The sequence below is a fragment of the Rhodoferax sp. genome (assembly GCF_030646845.1).
In the GTDB taxonomy this organism is placed as follows: domain Bacteria; phylum Pseudomonadota; class Gammaproteobacteria; order Burkholderiales; family Burkholderiaceae_C; genus Rhodoferax.
Window position 1 is genome coordinate 1 of sequence record NZ_JAUSLE010000009.1, and the last position, 21,250, is coordinate 21,250.

The following is a 21,250-nucleotide window of genomic DNA, read 5'->3' on the forward strand; positions in this document are numbered from 1 at the left end:
TACACCATCCAAAAGCTCTTGGGCCACACCCACATTGCTACCACCGGACGCTACTTGCATCTCATCAGTCCACAGTTTCGGCCACCCAAAGACATCGACCCATTGGACCTGCTGGCAGGTTTGTATCCCGTCATAGATCCAGGCGGGTAGTCCTGCGCTACCCGCACCCGTACTGCCATGGCAGGCACCGTAGCCCAGGTGCTGCGCAGCTTCGGTGCGCAATATCTGGCAACACACACCCTGAACACCCCCCAGGCCAAAGCCTGGCGGGGTATCGTTGCCTGTCGCACCGAAGCCCTTGGTGGCGACCGACTGGAGTGCGACCAGTGTGGTCACAACCACTGGCAATACCACTCGTGCCGTAACCGGCACTGCCCGCAGTGCGGCATGCGCGCCAAAGATGCGTGGCTACAGGGGCGCCTGAGTGAAGTGCTGGACGTGCCCTATGTGCACCTGGTATTTACCTTGCCGCACTGCTTGAACGCCTTGTACGCAGCCCACCCACGCTGGGTCATCGATACCCTGTTTACCTGCACCGCCCAGACACTAACGGAGTTTGCGGCGAACCCAAAGTGGATGGGGATGACTGGTGGCAAACCCGCCTTCAGTTTGGTACTACATACTTGGACGCAGGACCTGCTGGTGCACCTGCATGTTCACGGGGTGATGGCTTGCGGGGTGTTGAATCAAGACCGGATATGGGCCACACCGGCGCGCGCCAGATTACTTGTTCCCGGTGGAGGCCTTGTCCAGTGTGTTTCGGGGCAAGTTTATGCAAGCGCTTGGACAGGCGCGTCGCGCCGGCCAGATTGAACGCGATCCACAAGCCTCTGGGACGCTTTGGAATGAGCGCCAACGTCAACTCTACAAACACGCATGGGTTGTTTATGCCAAGGCCCCGCTGGGTGGCACCGCCCAGGTGCTGGAGTACCTGAGCCGCTACACGCACCGCACGGCGATCAGCAATGAGCGTATTCGCACCATTACATCCGACGAGGTGGCATTCAATGTTCGCGTCAACGACCAGGGTGGGAAACGCCTGGAGCGTTTGGAGGGAGAAGAGTTTGTGCGCCGTTTCCTGTTGCACATCCTGCCCACCGGTCTCAAGCGTATCCGCCACTATGGGGTGCTAGCCTCAGCCTGCAAAGGAGTCCAACTCACAGCGGCCCGCCAGTCCCTGCACATGCCACAGCCCAGTGTGCGGGCCATAGAGTGCGCCCATGACTTCATGGCACGGGTGACCAGAATCGATCTGCGCTTGTGTCCATTTTGCAAGGTGGGGCAGTTGCAAATCACGGCCGTCTCACATGGACAGGCACGACTGCCCACGCCAGAGCACACCGTAATACCCACGAACCGGGGACCACCATGAGGTGGCGGGTATTGGGATGGTTTGGCATTGCAGCACGAGAGGCTGCGGGGTGCTGCTGCGCGTTGTATTGGAAAGACCACGCCAGGGCAGCGCAGATACGCATGCACTACGCCGGATTGCAAGGTGCTGCGCCGGATCGTCACGATCTTGACTGGCGGGCGTTGGTGCAAGCCGGGTCATAATTCGATTCAACACATGGGGTGAAGCTTTCAATCCCCTATAGCGACTGCCTCTGCAGGCGGTTCAGTCCAACATGGTTTATCAGCCGCGGGAGGCTTTTATGGTTTCTATCAGCATCGCAGCGCGGCGGATAAACGCTAATCGTTAGACCGACACCGCTGCGCGGCCCGTGAGTTCTCCATCCCGACTTCTGATCTTCGAGGGCATCATGGGTGCCGGCAAATCGACGGCCTCCCGCGCGTTTGGCGAACGAATTACAGCTGCGGGATTGCAGGTTGCGACCTATACCGAGGCGGCAGACCCTCACCCAGTGCGTGCCTCCGACGATCTCGCAGATTTCTTCCAGCCTTGGTTGGAAGTAGAACCGAGCGTACTTGCGTGCCGAGTCCGTGCGAAATGGGCGCGCTACGTAGACCGTCGACTGAATGATCGCGTCTTCACCGTCATGGACGGGCAGCTATTTCATGGTGATCAGACGCATCTGTTCATGATGGAGATGCGGGCGACTGATCTTAGGGCACACGTTGCGGAGTTGATGGGTGTTCTCGACCCGTTGGGCCCGGTGGTGATCTACTTTCGTCACACTGATGTCCGGCGTGCCATCCACGCTGTCTTCGAGGCGCGGGGAGGCAAGTGGGAGTCCTACCAGCTTGATTGGAAACTTCGCTCGCCGTATGCTAAACATCGAAAGCTCGAAGGGTTGCTAGGTCTCACCACCATGTACGAGGAGTACCGAGGCCTCACCGACTCGCTATTTGCATCGCTTAACTGCCGAAAGCTCACCATTGAAGCCGATGCTGGCGACTGGCATGGGTACTATACGAAGATCACCCAGCTTCTGGAGGAAGCGAATGTGCGCGTCTAACATGGCATATATGGACTCCCCCACAAGTGCAAGAAACTGACCGATAGTTTGGCTGTTGGGGATGCGCCTGCAGTCGTATATCCGGCATCTAAGGTGGACTCTGTTGTGGTCCGTGCCGACATGGAATCTGCGTCACCGATGCGCCAGTCGATACGAACGGCAGGCAAGCTGCCGGAAGTGTTATCGGCGTCAGTCGGTGTGGGGTGAACCCGGTTGGCCATGATGGTCGATCAATCTCGTCGCAACGCGTGATGGGTGTTCAAAACTTCTTCTTGGTGACGGCTGTTCTGGATGTTGGCAATCAAGCTGGCATCACAAAACTCTCCCTGCTGATCTTCTTGCCAAGCCGCACGGTTTGTTCACCAAACGGCTCCTTATCCCTGAGCGTGGCATAACAAATCCGCGCCAGCTTGTTGGCCAGCGCACACGCCGCCTTGTTGTGATTGCTTCTGGCCTGCACATCCAGCGCCCAGCGGCGCACACCGCAGACTTCACGTCCTGCGTTGTCCGCCACCTTGGAGGCGCGCAATACGCTCCTGGCGCCGTGGGTCAACAACATGCGCAGGTAGCGGTCCCCCTTCTTGGAGATGCGCCCCAGGTAGCGGCTGTTGCCCGAGCTGTACTCCTTGGGTGTCAAGCCAAACCAGCTGGAGAAGTGGCGCGCATCCTTGAAGTGGCTCACATCGCCCGAGGTAGCTGCCACCAGGGCGGTGGCGGTGAGCAGGCCAATGCCCGGAATCGACAGCAAGGTCGTGCAGGCCGGGCTCAACTTGGCCAGGGCTGCCAACTCACGCTCCAGTTGGGCGATCCGGCCTTCGAGCAGACGAATCTCTTCGACCAACAACTTGGCCGTGCCACGGATCAAATCGGGAATTGCGGTGCCCGGATCGGCCAGCACACGGCTGATCGCTTCAACGCCGGTACGCGCACCCATGGGGATGGCAATGCCGAACTCACGGCAAAAGCCACGCAAGGCGTTGATGCGGCTGGTGCGCGTACCCATCCAAAGGCTGCGGATGCGGTGCATGCCTTGCAGGGCCTGTTGCTCAACCGACTTGACGCGCACCGGGCGCATGTCAGAGGCCCGTGCCGCTTCCAGGAGTGCCGCCGCGTCTGCCGCATCGGTCTTGTTACGTTTGACATAGGCGCGGATGTACTGGGCCGGTAGTAGCCGCACCTCAATGCCCAGGCCATTGAGCCAGCGGCCCCAGTGGTGCGCCGAGCCACAGGCTTCCATGATGACCAGAGACACTTCACGGTTCAAGAACCACCGTTCAAACTGAGTGCGGGTGAGGCGCTGTGTTTCAACCACACGCCAATGTTCATCGGCAACAGCGAGTTGAAACACGGACTTTGCAAGATCGACGGCAACAGTAGTAGCATTCATGTCGGACTCCTTACGTTTTAAAGAACTGCTCCCCACGCCAATGAAGACCAGTACGCAAATATTGCGCAAAAAAACGGGGGAGTCCATCCCATCAGTCGACGCGGACGTCCTTGCGGCAGGCTGTCGTCTGCCTATAGTCCGCCGGTCACTTCTAGGTTAAATGGCCACATTCACCATGGCGAGAATTTCGCGATCCCCCATCGGCGCAACGCCGTACGAAAGAGTGATGGGCCACGCCCCTCACGTCTTGGAGCCGTGGTCAAAGCTTGAAGAAGTATTCTATTCTCGCTCTGTCCTTCCCGCCGATCTGCTGGAGCAGGTTCGCCGGACACTGGCACTTGGTCATGGCTGTGAGTACTGCATGGCCAAAGGCGGTCCGCCTGAGTCCATGCATGAGGCATTGCGCACCTCGCTAGCCGTCGGGCTGGCGCAGCTGTTCGCAGCCGACCACCGCGAAATCGATGAGACTCAACTCAACATCATGCGCGAGCACTTCTCCGAACCCGAACTCGTTGAACTCGTCGCTTTCATGGGGTTCATGTGGGCAGGCGGCACCTTCGGAAAGGTCTTCGGTATCCAGCCCATTGAATCGCCCGAAACGTCCATCCCCCGAACAGCCACCTAGCCCTTCTTACGGCAGTGGCGCACCGACAGGGCGTTCTCGATCAGATCAGGCAGTCCGTGCCACGTTGGCCATCGCTTTGGTCACCTCGTTGGTGCCCTGCGCAGCGCCGCTTTGCGGCACTGTTTCCCCGGCACGATCAGTCACCTCGGCCAGACGCTCGGCCAGGCGCTCCGGGGCCTGCGCGTCGGTGCCAATCCAGGCGCCCTGTGTCATGGTGATATGGGCCGCCTCAAAGGTGCCGGCGCCCGCACACAGGATGGTGCGGGTGGGCGCGTCTTGCGAGGCCAGCACCAGCATGGCCGGCACCACGGCCTCGGGCTTGAGGGCTTCCAGAATGGCCTCGGGCATCAGGCCCTCGGTCATGCGGGTGGCGGCCGTGGGTGCCAGGCAATTGACACGAATGTCGTTTTTGGCGCCTTCAAGCGACAGGGTCTGCATCAGGCCCACCAGCGCCATCTTGGCCGCGCCATAGTTGGACTGGCCAAAGTTGCCGTACAGGCCGCTCGACGAGGTGGTCATGACAATACGGCCGTACTTCTGCTCATTCATGATGGCCCACACCGCCTTGGTGCAGTGCACGGCGCCCATCAGGTGCACGTCCACCACCAGTTCAAAGTCAGCCAGCTCCATCTTGGCAAAGCTTTTGTCACGCAGAATGCCCGCGTTGTTCACCAGAACGTCCACACGGCCCCAGGCGTCCATCACCTGCTGCACCATGGCTTGCACCGCCGCAAAGTCGGTCACCGACGCACCGTTGGCCATCGCCTCGCCGCCGGCTGCCTTGATCTCGGCCACCACGGCCTCGGCGGCGCTCACCGAGCCACCGGAGCCGTCGCGCGCGCCGCCCAGATCGTTCACCAGCACCTTGGCGCCACGCGCCGCCAGCGCCAGGGCATGTTGACGACCCAGTCCGCCGCCGGCGCCGGTCACGATGGCCACGCGGCCTTTGAAATCAATAGTCATGGCTTTTTTTTCCTGATGTGAGGGAGATAAATTGAGGGCTGAGACTCTGATAGTCTCAGACGACCAACCCTGTACTTTAATTCACTGTGCAGAGCCCAACTGAAAGCCGTCCATGGAACTGAATTCTGAAGTCGTCTCCGCTCCACCCCGCGCGGCCGCCACCGTGGTGATGCTGCGCGACACGGACGACGGTGTCGCGGGCATCGAAGTTTTTCTGCTCAAGCGCCACGGTCTGTCCGACGTGCTGGGCGGGGCCTATGTGTTTCCCGGCGGCAAGGTGGACCCGTCTGACGCGCAGCTGGACATGGAGGCGCACCTGGACCAGCCCCTGCATGCGCTGCACGCGGGTCTGAATGAGCCTGACATTGAGCCCCTGACTGCGGCCAGCCTGTATGTGGCGGCATTGCGGGAGGCGTTCGAGGAATCGGGCATTCTGTTTGCGCACGGTGCCTCCGCTGAGCATGCAGCGCGGGCCGCCGAGCTGCTGCGCCAAGGTCGCGGCTTTGATGCCGTGCTGTCACAGATGGCCTTGCGCCTGCAGAGCAGCAGCGTGCTGCCCTGGTCGCGCTGGATTACCCCGAGGATGCCGTCGGTGACGAACAAGCGCTTCGACACCCGCTTCTTTGTCTCGGCGGTACCCGCGGATCAGATTGCCAGCCATGACAACCACGAGACGACTGAAAGCGTCTGGCTCAGACCCCGCGCCGCACTGGAGCAATACTGGCAGGGTCAGATCGAGCTCGCACCGCCGCAGATCATGAGTCTGATCCAGTTGGCCGGTCACGCCAGCGTGCAAAGCGTGCTGCAGGCCGCACGCGGTCGCCTGCCCCCGGTGATTGAGCCCGAGCCGTTCGAGCATGAAGGTTCGCGCGTCATTTGCTACCCCGGCGACGAGCGCCATTCGGTCAGCGCGCGCGCGCTGCCGGGCCCGACCCGGCTGATCTACCGCAACAAACGCTTTGAGCCCATGACCGGCTTCGACGGGCTGTTTGACTGACAGCCGGGAAAGGCGGTCGGCGCTGCCCGGCCGGCGCGGCCGTTCACCGCCATCAGTTTCGCGCCAAGCGCATCAGGGTCTTCACTAGTCAGGGGTGACCTGTATCAACGATATGATGGATATATTGTTTACCGACCGGTCGGTAGAGTATTGGTTGTTTCAGATCAATACGCGGCTATCCAACAATCGCCAGAGAACCTGATGACTGAATCCGACATGAACCCACAACAAATTGCCGATGCCGTGGCAGTTGGCATGATGGCCAAGGACCGTGCCTCTCGCGGCCTGGGTCTGCGTGTCACCCAGATCAGCCCGGGCTCGGCCCAGATCGAGATGCTGGTACGCGATGACATGCTCAACGGTTTTGACATCTGTCACGGCGGGTTCATCACCCTGCTGGCAGACTCTGCTTTTGCGTTTGCCTGCAACTCCTACAACGAACTCACCGTGGCTTCGTCCCTGACCGTCGACTTCATCGCGCCGGTGCGCGGCGGCGATGTGCTGACGGCGCGCGCAACCGAAGTCAGCCTGAGCGGTCGCACGGGTGTCTACGACGTGGAGGTGAGCAACCAGAACGGCGTGCGTGTGGCGGTTTTCCGTGGTCGCTCCTACCGCATGAAGGGCAAGCCGGTGGTGGCCCTGACCGATCTCCCCATTTCAGCCAGTTGAGCCCGGACAAACCTCGGCCATAAGGATTCACCCCACCATGCCAGTCAAGACTCCCGCTCCAGGTGATCTGGAACACATCGAGAAGGCCAGCCAGGACGAATTGCAGGCCCTGCAAACCGAACGGCTGAAGTGGACGCTGCAGCACGCCTATGACAACGTGCCGCATTACCGTGCCGCTTTTGATGTCAGGGGCGTGCACCCTCGCGATCTGAAAACGCTGGCGGACCTGGTCAAGTTTCCGTTCACCACCAAACAGGACCTGCGCGCCAACTACCCGTTCGGCATGCTGGCGGTACCGAGAGAGCGGGTGGCGCGCATCCACGCCTCGTCGGGCACCACCGGCAAACCCACGGTGGTGGGCTACACGCTGAAAGACATTGACAACTGGGCCAACGTGGTGGCGCGCTCCATCCGCGCCGCTGGTGGCCGTCCCGGTGACATGGTGCATGTGGCCTACGGCTACGGTCTGTTCACCGGCGGCCTGGGCGCGCATTACGGCGCCGAGCGCGCCGGCTGCACGGTGATTCCGATGTCCGGCGGGCAGACGGAAAAGCAGGTGCAATTGATCCAGGACTTCAAGCCGGACATCATCATGGTCACGCCCAGCTACATGCAGGTGGTGATTGAAGAGTTCGTGCGCCAGGGACTGGACCCCCGGGCGTCCAGTCTCAAGGTGGGCATCTTCGGTGCCGAGCCCTGGACCGAGGCACTGCGCACCGAGATCGAAGCGAATGCCGGGCTTGACGCTGTCGACATCTATGGCCTGTCCGAAGTGATGGGGCCAGGCGTGGCCAGCGAATGCATTGAAAGCAAGGACGGCCCGGTGATCTGGGAAGATCATTTTTATCCTGAAGTCATTGACCCGGACACGGGTGAAGTGCTGCCGGATGGCTCGGAAGGCGAACTGGTTTTCACCTCGCTCACCAAGGAAGCCCTGCCGGTGATCCGCTACCGCACGCGTGATCTGACGCGCCTGCTGCCGCCCACCTCCCGCAGCATGCGCCGCATGGGCAAGATTGTGGGCCGCAGCGACGACATGCTGATCATTCGCGGCGTCAACGTCTTTCCCACGCAGATTGAAGAGATCGTGCTGAAGCACGGCCAGCTGTCCGGCCAGTATCAGCTGGTCGTGACACGGGACGACAGCCTGGACGCGGTGGAAGTGCGCTGCGAGTTGCTGCCTTCGGCGACCATCAGCGCGGATGAAGCACGCGACTGGGTTCGGGCCCGGATCAAGGCCTTCGTAGGCATCAGCACGCAGGTTACCGTGGGATTGCCCGACAGCATCGAGCGCACGCTGGTCGGCAAGGCCAGACGCGTGATCGACCTGCGCAAGATGTAACCCGCACCTCAGACAGAACCAACTTTCACAGGAGCTGCACATGTACACGCAATCCATGGACAACATGAGCCCGGAGGAAATCAGGGAACAGGCTGCAGCCAAGAAAATGCTGCGCAGCGCGGAAGACCTGCAGGCCGAGCAATCATTTGAAGCCCGCATCGACGCCGGTGACTTCATTGAAGCCAAGGACTGGATGCCCGAGCATTACCGCAAGACACTGGTACGCCAGATCAGCCAGCACGCCCACTCCGAAATTGTGGGCATGCTGCCCGAGGGCAACTGGATCAGCCGCGCACCCACCCTCAAACGCAAGGCCATCCTGCTGGCCAAAGTGCAGGATGAAGGCGGACACGGTCTCTACCTGTATGCGGCGGCCGAGACCCTGGGCACCTCGCGTGACCAGTTGCTTGACGCGCTGCATACCGGCCGCGCCAAATACAGCTCCATCTTCAACTACCCGACCCTGACCTGGGCCGACATGGGCGTCATCGGCTGGCTGGTAGACGGCGCCGCCATCATGAACCAGGTGCCGCTGTGCCGCTGTTCTTACGCCCCTTATGCGCGCGCCATGATTCGCATATGCCGCGAAGAGTCCTTTCACCAGCGCCAGGGCTATGAGGCGCTGCTGACCATGATGACGCAAGGCACGCCCGCCCAGCGCGACATGGTGCAGGACGCGGTGAACCGCTGGTGGTGGCCGTCGCTGATGATGTTCGGCCCGCCTGACGCAGAATCCCCCAACACGGCGCAGTCCATGCGCTGGGGCATCAAGCGCATCAGCAACGACGACTTGCGCCAGAAGTTCGTTGACGCCACCGTGGAGCAGGCCAAGGTACTGGGCGTCACCCTGCCCGACCCGGCGCTGCGCTGGAATGAGGAACGCCAGCATTACGACGTGGGTCCCATCGACTGGGCCGAGTTCTGGCGCGTGGTGGGCGGCGACGGACCCTGCAACCGGGAGCGCCTGGCCGCGCGCGTCGACGCCTGGGAAGACGGTGCGTGGGTGCGCGAAGCAGCACTGGCCTATGCGGCGAAACATGCGCAGCAGGAACAAGCGGCCTGACCCGCACTGCACCGCGCCAACAACTTCCAAGGAATCAACATGAGCAATACCCAAACTACCGCTGCCGAATGGCCTCTGTGGGAAGTCTTCGTTCGCAGCAAGGCGGGCCTGGACCACAAACACTGCGGCAGCCTGCACGCCAGCGATTCCACCATGGCCGTCCAGCTGGCACGCGACGTCTACACCCGCCGGCAAGAGGGCGTCAGCATCTGGGTCGTTCGCTCCGACCAGATCGTCGCCTCCGACCCGGGCCAGAAAGGCAGCTTCTTCGATCCCATGGAAGACAAGGTGTATCGCCACCCCACGTTCTACGCGCTGCCCAAAGCCGTGGACCACATGTGATGGATGGGAGTCATTCCATGCAAGCCTCCTTGCCCCTGACCAGCGACGCGCAAGTCCGCTATGTGCTGCGCCTGGCCGACAGTTGCCTGATCCTCGCCCAGCGGCTGGGCGAATGGTGCGGCCATGCGCCCGCGCTGGAAGAAGACATTGCGCTGACCAATATGGCACTGGACCTGATTGGCCAGTCACGTGCGCTGCTCACCCGGGCCGGCCAGCTTGAAGGCCAGGGGCGCGACGAAGACCAGCTGGCATTTTTGCGGGATGAGCGGGACTACCTCAACCTGACCCTGGCAGAGCTGCCCAATTCGCTGCGCGGTGCGCGCACTGGTCGGGGAGACTTTGCCTTCACGGTGCTGCGCAATTTCGTCATGGCCACCCTGTTCAAGCAGCTGTGGCAGCGTTTGCTGACCTCCCGGGATACCGAGCTGGCGGCCATTGCCGGCAAGGCCCTCAAGGAATCGCGTTACCACCAGCAGCATGCGGGCGACTGGGTGGTGCGCCTGGGTGACGGCACCGAGGATTCGAGTCGCCGCATGCAGGATGCGCTGACGCTCATGTGGCCCTATGTCGCCGAGATGTTCGAGAACGATGCCGTCGACGATGCGGCCAGCCAGACTGGCCTGGGGCCGCGCTGGGGCGATGTGCGTGACGACTGGATGACAGAGGTGAGCGGCGTACTGAATGCGGCGGGCCTGCAACTGCCCAAACCGACCGCCTTTATCAGCACGGGGAAAACAGGCCGCCACAGCGAACACATGGGCTTCATTTTGACCGAGATGCAATACCTGCAACGCGCTTTCCCCGGAGGGATCTGGTGAACGCTGCCAGCCCCACGCAGACACCGCGTCTGGCGCAAGCCTGGGCGGTTTTGCAGACCGTGCTTGACCCCGAGGTCCCGGTCGTTTCGGTGTGCGAGTTGGGCATCGTGCGCGATGTACTGCTGCAAGGCAGTGGCCTGCACGTGGTGTTGACCCCCACCTATTCGGGCTGCCCGGCCACCGAGCTGATCGAGTCGAATGTCGTGGCTGCCCTTGAGGCCGCCGGCTTTTCGCCCGTGAGCGTGACATTGCAGCGCGCGCCGGCCTGGACCACCGACTGGATCAGCGCTGAAGGCAAGACCAAACTGCGCGACTACGGCATTGCGCCGCCCGGACCAGTCGCCTCCGGCGAGGGCGTGGTCATGCGCTTCACGCCGCGCCACAAAGCCCCCGCGCTGGACTGCCCACGCTGTGGCAGCGCCAATACCGAGCGCATTTCGGCCTTTGGTTCCACCGCATGCAAGGCACTCTACCGCTGCCTGGCCTGCAAGGAGCCGTTTGAGCATTTCAAGCCCCTATGAACCGAAAGAACTGGCCATGAGTACCCATTTCCATACCCTGCGCGTGAAGCAGGTGGAAGCCGACACCGACGAGGCAGTGATCGTTTCTTTTGAGGTGCCAGAGTCACTGAAGAACGAATACCGCTTCACCCAGGGGCAGCACCTGACGCTGCGCAGCCGGCTCGGCGGCGAGGAACAGCGTCGCTCCTATTCCATCTGCTCTGGCGTCGATGACGATGACCTGCGAATTGGCGTGCGCAAGGTGCCGGGGGGACTGGTATCGACCTGGATCAACGAGCAGTTTCACGTCGACGACAGCATCGACGTCCTGCCACCCGAAGGCCGTTTTTTTGTGCCGCTGGATGCACAGGCGGCTCGCCACTATCTGGGCATTGCCGGCGGCAGCGGCATCACGCCGATTCTGTCCATCATGAAGTCCGTGCTGGCCCGTGAGCCGCTATCGACCTTCACCCTGATTTACGGCAACCGCCGGCAGAAATCCACCATGTTCAAGGAGGAGATCGAAGACCTCAAGAACCGTTACCTGACGCGACTGGAGTTGCACCTCGTGTTCTCGCAGGAACAGATGGACGCGCCGCTCAACAGCGGACGCCTGAATCAGCACAAGCTCGCCGAGTTCCTGGGTCCGGTGATTCAGCCGCAGCGCCTCGACCACGTCTTTGTCTGCGGCCCCTATGGTTTCAACGACGAGGCGGAGGCTGCCTTGCGCGCCGCCGGTGTGGCGTCCGAGCGCATTCACATCGAGCGCTTTGGCGTGCCGGCAGCCGCCGGCGGCCAGGTACCGGCGCAAGCCGTACTGGCGGGCGATGCGCCCCAGGCCAAAGTGTTGATCATTCGCGATGGTCTGAGCCGGGAAATTGAATTTCGGACCGACCACGGCAACATTCTGGAGGCCGCAGCACAGGCCGGACTGGAAGTGCCGTACTCCTGCAAATCCGGCGTGTGCTGCACCTGCCGGGCCAAGCTGATCGAAGGCGAAGTGCGCATGGAGCGCAACTTTGCATTGGAAGCGCACGAGGTGGCAGCAGGCTATGTGCTGACCTGCCAATCCCACCCGCTCACCGAGCGTGTGGTCATTTCCTTCGACGAACGCTGAGCGAACGACGACACATGGCCCGCGGACGCGCCCCCGGCTACGACACCCAGCGTGAGGACATTCTGGCCCGCGCGGCCGAGCTGTTTGCCACCCGGGGTTACAGCAGCACCTCCATGAATGAGGTGGCCAAGGCCTGCGGCGTCTCCAAGCCCGCCCTCTACCACTACGTGCGCGACAAATCGCAACTGCTGGCCGAGATCGCCACCAGCCACGTCTCCCGCCTGCAGACCGTGGTGGAGGAAGTGCAAGGGCTGGGTTTATCCCCCGATGCCTGCCTGCGCCAACTCATTGAGCGCTTTGTCGAGGAATACGCCGGTGCACGCCACGCACACCGGGTCCTGACTGAAGACGTGAAATTTCTGGATCCGCAGGACCAGGACCGGGTCTTGTCCGTCCAGCGCAAAGTGGTCACCGCATTTGCCCAGGCCGTGGCGCTGGCCCGGCCTGAACTGGTGGCCGCCAGCCTGAACAAGCCATTGGCCATGCTGCTGTTCGGCATGATGAACTGGATGTTCACCTGGCTGCAGCCTGAAGGTAAGCTTTCCCACGCAGAGATGGCCCCTGTGGTGGCCGACCTGTTTCTGGGCGGACTGGGTGCCGTGCGGCTTGACCCAGCAACGCCCCCACCAACCCGCCGCACGCGATCCGCTTCGAAAACACTTTTAACAGGAGACATGACATGACTTTCAAGAAAACTTTGACCCTGGTGGCCGCCCTGGTAGCCGCCACCCTGGCCCATGCCGACATCAACGTTGGCGTCACCGTATCGGCCACCGGACCCGCCGCGTCACTGGGCATTCCGGAGAAAAACACCATTGCCTTGATGCCCACCAGCATCGGGGGCCAGAAAGTCAACTACATCGTGCTCGACGATGCGTCCGACACCACGGCGGCAGTGACCAACACCCGCAAACTCATCAACGAACACAAGGTCGATGTGCTGCTGGGCTCCACCACCACGCCCAACTCGCTGGCCATGATCGATGTGGCGGCCGAGTCGCAGACGCCCATGGTTTCCATGGCGGCGTCCGCCCGCATCGTGGAACCCCAGGATGCCAAGAAACGCTGGGTCTTCAAGACCCCGCAAAATGACATCATGATGTCACTGGCCATCGTGGCCCACATGGCCAGCAGCGGTGTCAAGACCGTTGGATTCATCGGTTTTTCTGATGCGTACGGCGAAGGCTGGTATCAGGAATTCAGCAAAATTGCCGCCCTGAAGAACATCCAGATCGTTGCCAACGAGCGCTTCAACCGCACCGACACATCGGTGACCGGCCAGGTGCTCAAGATTGTTGCTGCCAAGCCCGACGCTGTGCTGATCGCGGGTTCTGGAACTCCGGCCGTACTGCCACAGCGTGCACTCAAGGAGCGCGGCTACAACGGCAAGTTCTACCAGACGCACGGCGTCGCCAACAACGATTTCCTGCGCGTGGGTGGCAAAGACGTGGAAGGCACGTTCCTACCCTCAGGTCCGGTCCTGGTGGCCGCCCAGCTGCCCGCCAGCCATCCACTGAAAAAATCGGCACAAGCGTACGTGGAAAAGTATGAAGCCGCCAATGGGAAAGGATCAGTTTCGACCTTCGGCGCACACGCCTGGGACGCCGGCAAGCTGATGGAAGTGGCTGCTGCTGCTGCGCTCAAGAAAGCCAAACCGGGCACCGTGGCATTCCGCGTCGCACTGCGTGACGAACTGGAAGCAGTCAAGGAACTGGCCGGTGCGCACGGCGTCTTCAACATGTCGGCTACCGACCACCTGGGCCTGGACCAGCGCGCACGCGTGATGGTCAAGATCGAAGGCGGCGCCTGGAAGTACCAGCCCTGATGGACCTGCAAATCGCCTTGCTGTTGGCGCAGGACGGCATCGTGAACGGTGCCGTCTATGCCCTGATGGCGCTGGCGCTGGTGCTGGTGTTTTCCGTCACCCGTGTCATCTTCATCCCGCAAGGCGAGTTTGTCGCCTTTGGCGCCCTGACCATGGCAACGCTGCAGGCGGGCCGCAGCCCGGGCACCCTGTGGCTGTTGCTCGCGCTGGCGGCGCTCACCCTGCTGGTGGAAACCATAAGGCACCAGCGCGGTGTGGCGGTTGACTGGAAATCAACCGCTGTGTGGGCCCTCATTTTCCCCGCCCTGGCCGCGGTCGTGGCTCTGGTGCTGGCACCTGCTTCATTGACGGGGCAGGCCATCGCCACCCTGCTGGTGATCACCCCCCTGGGCCCCCTGCTCTACCGGCTGGCCTACCGGCCACTGGCGCATGCCACGGTGTTGACGTTATTGATAGTGTCGGTTGCCCTGCACGGCGTACTGGTGGGACTGGGCCTGCTGTTTTTCGGTGCCGAGGGCTCGCGCACACCCCCATTTTCGGAACTGCGCCTCGATCTGGGCGGCATCCCGGTCAGCGGACAGTCGCTGGTGGTCATGGGTGTGGCCAGCGTGCTGGTCACCCTGATGTTCCTGTTTTTTGAACGCTCGATTGTCGGCAAGGCCTTGCGTGCCACGGCGATGAACCGCGTCGGCGCACGGCTCATGGGCATCCCCACGGAACTGTCGGGCGACCTGAGCTTTGCGCTGGCGGCGCTCATTGGGGCCGTATCTGGGCTGCTGATCGCACCACTCACCACGGTGTACTACGACACCGGCTTTCTGATTGGCCTGAAAGGCTTTGTTGCCGCCATCATTGGCGGCCTGGCCAGCTATCCGCTGGCGCTCGCCGGGGCGCTGCTGGTGGGCTTGCTGGAATCGTTTTCATCATTTTGGGCCAGTGCCTTCAAGGAAGTCATCGTGTTCACCCTGATCATTCCCGTGTTGTGGTGGCGCTCGCGCAACAGCCATCACGTCGAGGACGAAGAATGACACGGCGCCATCTCACACTCGGTGCCATCGCGCTGCTGCTGGGCATCTGGGGCTTCCTGCCCGAGTTCACCATCACCATGCTGAACTACATCGGCCTGTATGCGCTGGTCGCGGTCGGGCTGGTCATGCTCACCGGCGTTGGCGGCATGACTTCGTTTGGCCAGGCGGCTTTCGTCGGCCTGGGTGCCTATGCCACCGCCTGGTTCTGCACGGCACCCGCCGCTGCGGCACTGGTCGGGCTGGCGCCGGGCTCTGCACTGCTGCCCTGGATCGGGCTGCTCGTGGGACTTGCCATGAGCGCCGCAGTCGCCTGGTTCCTGGGCTCGGTGACACTGCGCCTGTCCGGCCACTATCTGCCGCTGGGCACCATTGCCTGGGGATTGAGCCTGTACTTCCTGTTCGGCAATCTCGAATTCCTGGGTGGCCACACGGGCATGGCCGGACTGCCCGCCCTGTCGGTGGGTGCGATCGAGCTGAGATCTGTGCGGGAGCTGGGCCTCCTGACCTGGACCGTATTGCTGTTGACGCTCTGGGGACTGCACAACCTGCTGGACTCCCGGGAGGGCCGGGCCATTCGGTCACTCAAAACGGGCCGCGTCATGGCGGAAAGCATGGGCGTGGACACGGCACGCTACCGCATCAAGGTGTTTGTGCTGGCAGCCCTGCTGGCCAGTCTGTCAGGCTGGATGTATGCGCACTTGCAGCGTTTCGTCAACCCCACGCCATTCAACTTGAACATCGGTATCGAATACCTGTTCATGGCGGTCGTGGGTGGCGCCGGCCACTTGTGGGGGGCTGTGCTGGGGGCGGCGCTCATCACGCTGATGAAGCAGTACCTGCAGGATATCTTGCCCAGCCTGTTGGGCAGCAGCGGCAACTTCGAGGTAATCGTTTTTGGGCTTCTGATGCTGCTCGTGCTGCAGCGCTTCCCTGAAGGTCTGTGGCCCAGCCTGGCGGTGCGCGTCAACCGCCACCTCAATCCGCAGGCCGCGACACGCAGCGGGGCGATCCATCAACTCGCCGAACGCACGCTCCCGGCAAAAGGCAGTGTGGTGCTGGGCGCCACGGCAGTGAGCAAGCGATTCGGCGGTCTGCTGGCCAACAACAACGTGAATCTGGATGTTCGCGCCGGTGAAGTACACGCCCTGATTGGTCCCAACGGCGCCGGAAAGAGCACCTTCTTCAACATGATCTCGGGCGTTGACGATCCCAGCTCCGGCGTGGTCAGCCTGCTGGGGCGTGACATGAAAAACCAGCCGTCACGCGCATTTGCCGCAGGGGGACTGGGTCGCACCTTCCAGCATGTACGTCTGCTGGGTACGCGCAGCGTGCTGGACAACGTGGCGCTGGGCGCGCACCAGCGGGGCCAGCGCGGCTGGCTGGCCGCCATGCTGCGTCTGGACCGTGCGGAAGAATCCGCATTGATGCAGGAGGCTCGCCGCCAGATCGAACGCTGCGGCCTGGGCGCGCATGTGCATGAGGCGACTGGCTCGCTGGCCCTGGGGCAGCAGCGCGTGGTGGAGATCGCCCGGGCACTGACGGGGCAACCGAGCGTGCTGTTGCTGGACGAGCCCGCGGCCGGCCTGCGACACCTTGAAAAACAGGCACTGGCCAGGTTGTTGACGCAACTGCGGGACGAGGGGCTGGCCATTCTGGTGGTAGAACACGATATGGAATTTGTCATGAACATTGCCGACCGCATCACAGTGCTGGAGTTCGGCCAGGTCATTGCCCATGGGACGCCGGCCGAAGTGCAGGTCAATCCAGCGGTGTTGGCGGCCTACCTGGGCGGTGCAGACGGGGAGCTGGCAGCATGACGAACCCGGTACTGGAACTCAAACGTGTGAGCGTTTGCTATGGCGTGGTCGAGGCCGTCCACCAGGTCGATCTGATCGTCAATCCGGGCGAAATCGTCACTGTCATTGGCCCCAACGGTGCCGGCAAATCAACGCTGCTATCCGCTGCCATGGGCCTGCTGCCAAGCACGGGGGAGGTCTGGCTGGACGGCAAGCTGATTCTCCGCCCGACGGTCGAAGTGCTGGTGGCCAGTGGCGTCGGCCTGGTGCCCGAAAAGCGCGAGCTGTTCGGTGAGATGTCTGTCGAAGACAACCTCTTGCTGGGCGGCTTTTCACGCTGGCGGCGGGGACAGCGCGATCAGGCCGATTGTCGGGACGAGGTGTTTGGCATCTTTCCCCGCCTGCAGGAGCGGCGGGCACAGATGGCATCGACCCTGTCCGGTGGCGAGCGGCAGATGCTGGCCATCGGCCGCGCACTCATGGCCCGGCCCAAGCTGTTGATGCTGGACGAACCATCCCTGGGTTTGGCGCCCTTGATCGTGCGCGAAGTGCTGCAGGTGGTGGCTTCTCTGCGTGCCCGCGGTGTCGCCATATTGCTGGTGGAGCAAAACGCACGGGCCGCACTGGCCGTCGCCGATCGGGCCTATGTGCTGGAGATGGGCAGCGTGGCACTCAGCGGCGCTGCCGGTGACCTGGCAAGCGACCCGCGCATCATCGAAACCTACCTGGGCATTGGCGGGCGCAAGGCGCCAGCGCCCTGAGATCACGCTGCTACGAATGTTCAGGGCTGCGCGGACGGTGTCGCCAACAAGGTCCGCGCATGATGCGCCAGATGGTCGGCCATGAACGTCGAAATGAAGTAGTAGCCGTGGTCATAGCCGGCGTGGCGGCGCAGCGTCAAGGGCTGCCCCACCTGGGCGCAGGCAGCCTCGAACAGGTGCGGGTGGAGCTGCGTCGGCAGGAACTTGTCGGCCAGACCCTGGTCGATCAGGATGCCACCTGGGTACGGCTCGGTGCTGCGTTGGCTCATCAGGGCACTGGCGTCATGCGCTGCCCAGCTGCTGGGATCGGCACCCAGATAGCCGGCAAACGCCTTGTGGCCCCAGGGGCAATGCGTGGGCGCGCAGATCGGCGCCAGGGCCGACACCGACTTGAACAACGCGGGGTGCCTGAGCGCCAGTGTCAGCGCCCCATGCCCACCCATGGAATGCCCAAAAATGCCCAGGCGCTGGGCGTCCACCGGCAGCTCTTGCGCCAGCAGCGGAATCAGTTCTGCAGTGATGTAGCTTTCCATGCGGTAGTGCCGTGACCACGGAGCCTGCGTGGCATCGAGGTAAAAACCGGCGCCCACGCCAAAGTCCCAGCTGTCCGTCTCACCGGGCACAGCGGCACCGCGCGGGCTGGTATCGGGGGCAATCAGCGCCAGGCCCAACTCGGCCGCCATGCGCTGCGCACCGGCCTTGACCATGAAGGTTTCTTCATTGCAGGTCAGGCCCGCCAGATACAGCACGGCCGGTACCTTGCCGCCCGCCGCATCGATCTTGGCCTGCGGCGGCAAGTACACCGAGAACCGCATCGGCAAACCAATCTCCGTCGAGGCGTGCTGGTAAAAGCGCTGCATGCCGCCAAAACACCCGTGCTCACTCAGAAGCTCGAAAGCAGTCATCAGTACAGCACCACGCCGCGAATGGACTCACCACTCTTCATCAACTCGAATCCCTTGTTGATGTCTTCCAGCGGCATGGTGTGGGTAATCAGATCGTCGATGTTGATCTTGCCTTCCATGTACCAGTCCACGATCCTGGGCACGTCGGTGCGGCCGCGGGCGCCGCCAAATGCCGAGCCTTCCCATTTGCGTCCTGTCACCAGCTGAAACGGTCGGGTGCTGATTTCGGCGCCGGCCTCGGCCACGCCGATGATGATGCTGCGGCCCCAGCCCTTGTGCGTGCACTCGAGTGCCTGCCGCATCACCTGGGTGTTGCCGATGCACTCGAAGCTGTAATCGGCACCGCCGTCAGTGATCTGCACCACGGCATCGACCACGTTCTCGACTTCCTTCGGGTTGATGAAGTGCGTCTTGCCGAACTTGCGCGCCATCGCGTGACGCGCCGGGTTGATGTCCACGCCGATGATCTTGTCGGCGCCCACCATCCGGGCGCCCTGAATCACGTTCAAGCCAATGCCACCCAGGCCAAACACCACCACGTTGGCGCCGGCTTCAACCTTGGCCGTGAAGATCACTGCGCCAATGCCGGTGGTGACGCCGCAGCCGATGTAGCAGACCTTGTCGAACGGGGCGTCCTTGCGGATTTTGGCCAGCGAAATCTCGGGCGCCACGGTGTAATTGCTGAAGGTGCTGGTGCCCATGTAGTGAAAAATCGGTTTGCCGTCCAGGCTGAAGCGGCTGGTGGCGTCGGGCATCAGCCCCTTGCCCTGCGTGCCGCGAATGAGCTGGCACAAATTGGTCTTGCGGCTCAGGCAGAACTTGCACTGGCGGCACTCGGGCGTGTACAAGGGAATGACGTGGTCACCCTTTTGCAGGGAGGTTACGCCCGGCCCCACATCCACCACAATGCCCGCGCCCTCGTGCCCCAGAATGGCCGGAAAGATGCCTTCCGGGTCGGCGCCCGAGAGCGTGTAGTAGTCGGTGTGGCAAATGCCGGTGGCCTTGATTTCGACCAGCACCTCGCCAAATTTCGGGCCTTCCAGGTCCACCGTTTCAATCGTCAGGGGCGCGCCTGCTTTCCAGGCAACTGCAGCTTTGGTCTTCATGGGAATTTCCTCAATGGCAAGTAATAAAAGGACTGTATCTAGTTTTGTGAATTGCAGCCGGGCACACCAGCACAAGCCAGCCACTGGTCAATGGCCGCCGGCTCATTGATGGTGCGCAGCGCCATATAGGCCACCTCAGCCTCCGGGTGGCGGCGACGCAGGAAGTTCAGCCACTGCTTGAGCCGCCCGGCTTGCTGGCGGCGCTCCAGCCGCGCGCACACCAGACGCCAGAAATCTCCGATCAGCGGCAACAGGGTTTGCCACTCCACCGCAGTGATCGTCGACCCATCGGAGATTGACCTCGAATGACTGGATGGACTGGCATGCAGCGGGTGCCGCTTCTCACGCATTGCAGTGGCGGCCTGAATCGCGAGCGCCAGTCCCGGGTCGGTGACCATGCCCCGGCCGAGCATCAACATGTCACACCCCGACTCCTGGCGGCAACGCATGGCGTCCTGCACATTCCAGATCTCGCCATTGGCAACCACCGGAATGTGTACAGCGGCACGAATGTCCGCAATGCGCTCCCAGTAAGCGGGTGGACGGTAAGCGTCCGCCTTGGTGCGGGCGTGCACCACCAGTTCACTGGCGCCACCGCCTTCGATGGCCAGCGCACACTCCACCGCGCGTGAATCGTCGTTGAATCCGAGGCGCATCTTGGCAGACACGGGCATGTGGGCCGGCACGGCGCGACGAACCGCCGCCACGATGGCATAAAGAAGTTCCGGCTCATCGAGCAAGGCCGCCCCGCCGCCATGGCGATTCACCACCTTGGCCGGGCAGCCAAAGTTCAGGTCGATGCCGTCGGGGCCCAGGGCAGCCAGGCATGCCGCGTTTTCCGCCAGACAGACGGGGTCGGAGCCCAGCAACTGGCCCCGCACGGGTACGCCGGCAAAGGTCCGTCCGCCGTTGAGCAACTCAGGCATGACACGAATGAAGACGCGATCAGGCAGCAGAGTATTGGTAACGCGGATGAACTCCGAGACGCAGCGGTCCACACCACCCACACGGGTCAGAATGTCGCGCAGCACGAAGTCCAACAAGCCCTCCATGGGCGCCAGAAGAATGGTCATTGAAAACAGGAAGAAAGGGGAAAGCGGGGCCGCTGGAAGTCAGGCTATCTTGACCTTCGTCAATATGCCATTCTTGAAATGGAATAAGCTCTCATGTTGTCAATCAGAAAAGGAAAAGCATGTCGCACTATCACGCCGTTGTCTGGCTCGATCACTCTGAAGCCCATGTGATGCATATCACGCCCGACGATGTGGAGAAATCGGTGGTTCACCCATCCAAGCCGCATACCCATCTGCACGCCAAGAGCGGCGTCGTGGGTTCCGGACGCCCGGCTGAAGACCAAGCCTATTATCACGCCGTCGCCGAGGCACTGAAGGGCGCCCAGGAGATACTGGTGGTTGGCCCTGCCCAGGCTAAATTGCAGCTGGTCAAGCACATCCTCAAACACGACCATGAACTATCCGACAAGATCATCGGCGTAGAAACCATCGACCATCCGAGCGACGCACAACTGGTGGCCTACGCGCGCAAGTATTTCGTTGCAAAAGACCGGATGCTGTCGCAATCCTGATCGG

The 21,250-nt window shown here is 62.2% G+C and carries 23 protein-coding genes; 18 read left to right on the forward strand and 5 right to left on the reverse strand.

What is annotated here, in order from left to right; all coding sequences use genetic code 11:
• Positions 1–177: 177 nt before the first annotated feature.
• From Q7T10_RS03060 to Q7T10_RS03070, 3 genes are all read left to right on the forward strand, one after another.
• Complete coding sequence (locus tag Q7T10_RS03060; RefSeq protein WP_304745782.1) at positions 178–813, forward strand: transposase zinc-binding domain-containing protein; 636 nt, start codon at positions 178–180, stop codon at positions 811–813.
• Complete coding sequence (locus Q7T10_RS03065) at positions 773–1,372, forward strand: transposase (RefSeq protein WP_304745784.1); 600 nt, start codon at positions 773–775, stop codon at positions 1,370–1,372. Before Q7T10_RS03060 ends, Q7T10_RS03065 begins: the two co-directional genes overlap by 41 nt.
• Before the next feature lie 388 nt (positions 1,373–1,760).
• Positions 1,761–2,417 (forward strand): hypothetical protein, encoded by a 657-nt coding sequence (locus Q7T10_RS03070; protein WP_304745786.1) that lies wholly within the window; start codon positions 1,761–1,763, stop codon positions 2,415–2,417.
• A gap of 301 nt (positions 2,418–2,718) precedes the next feature.
• On the opposite strand, the gene Q7T10_RS03075 is transcribed toward Q7T10_RS03070, so the two are convergent.
• Positions 2,719–3,804 carry an IS110 family transposase gene (locus Q7T10_RS03075; protein WP_304745788.1) on the reverse strand — a complete coding sequence of 362 codons (1,086 nt, stop codon included), beginning with the start codon at positions 3,802–3,804 and terminating at the stop codon, positions 2,719–2,721.
• A 226-nt stretch (positions 3,805–4,030) separates the two neighbouring features.
• Between Q7T10_RS03075 and Q7T10_RS03080 the strand changes: the two genes are divergently transcribed.
• Positions 4,031–4,429 (forward strand): carboxymuconolactone decarboxylase family protein, encoded by a 399-nt coding sequence (locus Q7T10_RS03080; protein ID WP_304745790.1) that lies wholly within the window; start codon positions 4,031–4,033, stop codon positions 4,427–4,429.
• Positions 4,430–4,474: 45 nt separating this feature from the next.
• On the opposite strand, the gene Q7T10_RS03085 is transcribed toward Q7T10_RS03080, so the two are convergent.
• Entirely contained in the window at positions 4,475–5,392 is a 918-nt protein-coding gene (locus Q7T10_RS03085; protein WP_304745793.1) for an SDR family NAD(P)-dependent oxidoreductase, read from the reverse strand.
• A 112-nt stretch (positions 5,393–5,504) separates the two neighbouring features.
• On the opposite strand from Q7T10_RS03085, the gene Q7T10_RS03090 reads away from it, so the two are divergent.
• The 13 genes from Q7T10_RS03090 (at position 5,505) to Q7T10_RS03150 (ending at position 17,650) form a co-directional block, all read left to right on the forward strand.
• Positions 5,505–6,389, forward strand: a complete 885-nt coding sequence (locus tag Q7T10_RS03090; RefSeq protein WP_304745795.1) for an NUDIX hydrolase — start codon at positions 5,505–5,507, stop codon at positions 6,387–6,389.
• 201 nt (positions 6,390–6,590) lie between these two features.
• Entirely contained in the window at positions 6,591–7,058 is a 468-nt protein-coding gene (gene paaI / locus Q7T10_RS03095; protein WP_304745797.1) for a hydroxyphenylacetyl-CoA thioesterase PaaI, read from the forward strand.
• Positions 7,059–7,095: 37 nt separating this feature from the next.
• Positions 7,096–8,400 carry a phenylacetate--CoA ligase PaaK gene (gene paaK, locus Q7T10_RS03100; RefSeq protein WP_304745799.1) on the forward strand — a complete coding sequence of 435 codons (1,305 nt, stop codon included), beginning with the start codon at positions 7,096–7,098 and terminating at the stop codon, positions 8,398–8,400.
• 40 nt (positions 8,401–8,440) lie between these two features.
• On the forward strand, positions 8,441–9,463 hold the full coding sequence (paaA, locus tag Q7T10_RS03105; protein WP_304745801.1) for a 1,2-phenylacetyl-CoA epoxidase subunit PaaA: 1,023 nt from the start codon (positions 8,441–8,443) through the stop codon (positions 9,461–9,463).
• 39 nt (positions 9,464–9,502) lie between these two features.
• Positions 9,503–9,805, forward strand: coding sequence for a 1,2-phenylacetyl-CoA epoxidase subunit PaaB (gene paaB / locus Q7T10_RS03110; RefSeq protein WP_304745803.1), 303 nt, complete (start codon positions 9,503–9,505; stop codon positions 9,803–9,805).
• A gap of 17 nt (positions 9,806–9,822) precedes the next feature.
• Positions 9,823–10,623 carry a 1,2-phenylacetyl-CoA epoxidase subunit PaaC gene (gene paaC / locus Q7T10_RS03115; RefSeq protein ID WP_304745806.1) on the forward strand — a complete coding sequence of 267 codons (801 nt, stop codon included), beginning with the start codon at positions 9,823–9,825 and terminating at the stop codon, positions 10,621–10,623.
• Positions 10,617–11,144 (forward strand): 1,2-phenylacetyl-CoA epoxidase subunit PaaD, encoded by a 528-nt coding sequence (gene paaD / locus Q7T10_RS03120; RefSeq protein WP_304745912.1) that lies wholly within the window; start codon positions 10,617–10,619, stop codon positions 11,142–11,144. Before paaC ends, paaD begins: the two co-directional genes overlap by 7 nt.
• Before the next feature lie 16 nt (positions 11,145–11,160).
• A complete protein-coding gene (gene paaE, locus Q7T10_RS03125) occupies positions 11,161–12,240 on the forward strand; it encodes a 1,2-phenylacetyl-CoA epoxidase subunit PaaE (protein WP_304745808.1) in 1,080 nt (359 codons plus the stop codon).
• A 14-nt stretch (positions 12,241–12,254) separates the two neighbouring features.
• Positions 12,255–12,923: a TetR/AcrR family transcriptional regulator gene (locus Q7T10_RS03130; RefSeq protein ID WP_304745810.1), complete on the forward strand. Its 669-nt coding sequence runs from the start codon at positions 12,255–12,257 to the stop codon at positions 12,921–12,923.
• Positions 12,920–14,065 carry an ABC transporter substrate-binding protein gene (locus Q7T10_RS03135; RefSeq protein WP_304745812.1) on the forward strand — a complete coding sequence of 382 codons (1,146 nt, stop codon included), beginning with the start codon at positions 12,920–12,922 and terminating at the stop codon, positions 14,063–14,065. The genes Q7T10_RS03130 and Q7T10_RS03135 overlap by 4 nt, the downstream gene beginning before the upstream one ends.
• Entirely contained in the window at positions 14,065–15,093 is a 1,029-nt protein-coding gene (locus Q7T10_RS03140) for a branched-chain amino acid ABC transporter permease (RefSeq protein WP_304745814.1), read from the forward strand. The genes Q7T10_RS03135 and Q7T10_RS03140 overlap by 1 nt, the downstream gene beginning before the upstream one ends.
• A complete protein-coding gene (locus Q7T10_RS03145; RefSeq protein ID WP_304745816.1) occupies positions 15,090–16,910 on the forward strand; it encodes a branched-chain amino acid ABC transporter ATP-binding protein/permease in 1,821 nt (606 codons plus the stop codon). Before Q7T10_RS03140 ends, Q7T10_RS03145 begins: the two co-directional genes overlap by 4 nt.
• A complete protein-coding gene (locus Q7T10_RS03150) occupies positions 16,907–17,650 on the forward strand; it encodes an ABC transporter ATP-binding protein (protein ID WP_304745818.1) in 744 nt (247 codons plus the stop codon). The genes Q7T10_RS03145 and Q7T10_RS03150 overlap by 4 nt, the downstream gene beginning before the upstream one ends.
• A gap of 20 nt (positions 17,651–17,670) precedes the next feature.
• On the opposite strand, the gene fghA is transcribed toward Q7T10_RS03150, so the two are convergent.
• The 3 genes from fghA to Q7T10_RS03165 are packed head-to-tail and all read right to left on the reverse strand — an operon-like array spanning position 17,671 to position 20,734.
• A complete protein-coding gene (gene fghA / locus Q7T10_RS03155; RefSeq protein WP_304745820.1) occupies positions 17,671–18,555 on the reverse strand; it encodes an S-formylglutathione hydrolase in 885 nt (294 codons plus the stop codon).
• Positions 18,555–19,661: an S-(hydroxymethyl)glutathione dehydrogenase/class III alcohol dehydrogenase gene (locus Q7T10_RS03160; protein WP_304745824.1), complete on the reverse strand. Its 1,107-nt coding sequence runs from the start codon at positions 19,659–19,661 to the stop codon at positions 18,555–18,557. Before Q7T10_RS03160 ends, fghA begins: the two co-directional genes overlap by 1 nt.
• A gap of 38 nt (positions 19,662–19,699) precedes the next feature.
• The gene (locus Q7T10_RS03165) at positions 19,700–20,734 is read right to left on the reverse strand and encodes a tRNA-dihydrouridine synthase (protein ID WP_304745826.1); all 1,035 of its coding nucleotides are present in this window, start codon (positions 20,732–20,734) and stop codon (positions 19,700–19,702) included.
• A gap of 119 nt (positions 20,735–20,853) precedes the next feature.
• Between Q7T10_RS03165 and Q7T10_RS03170 the strand changes: the two genes are divergently transcribed.
• Complete coding sequence (locus Q7T10_RS03170) at positions 20,854–21,246, forward strand: translational machinery protein (RefSeq protein ID WP_304745828.1); 393 nt, start codon at positions 20,854–20,856, stop codon at positions 21,244–21,246.
• Positions 21,247–21,250 lie beyond the last annotated feature (4 nt).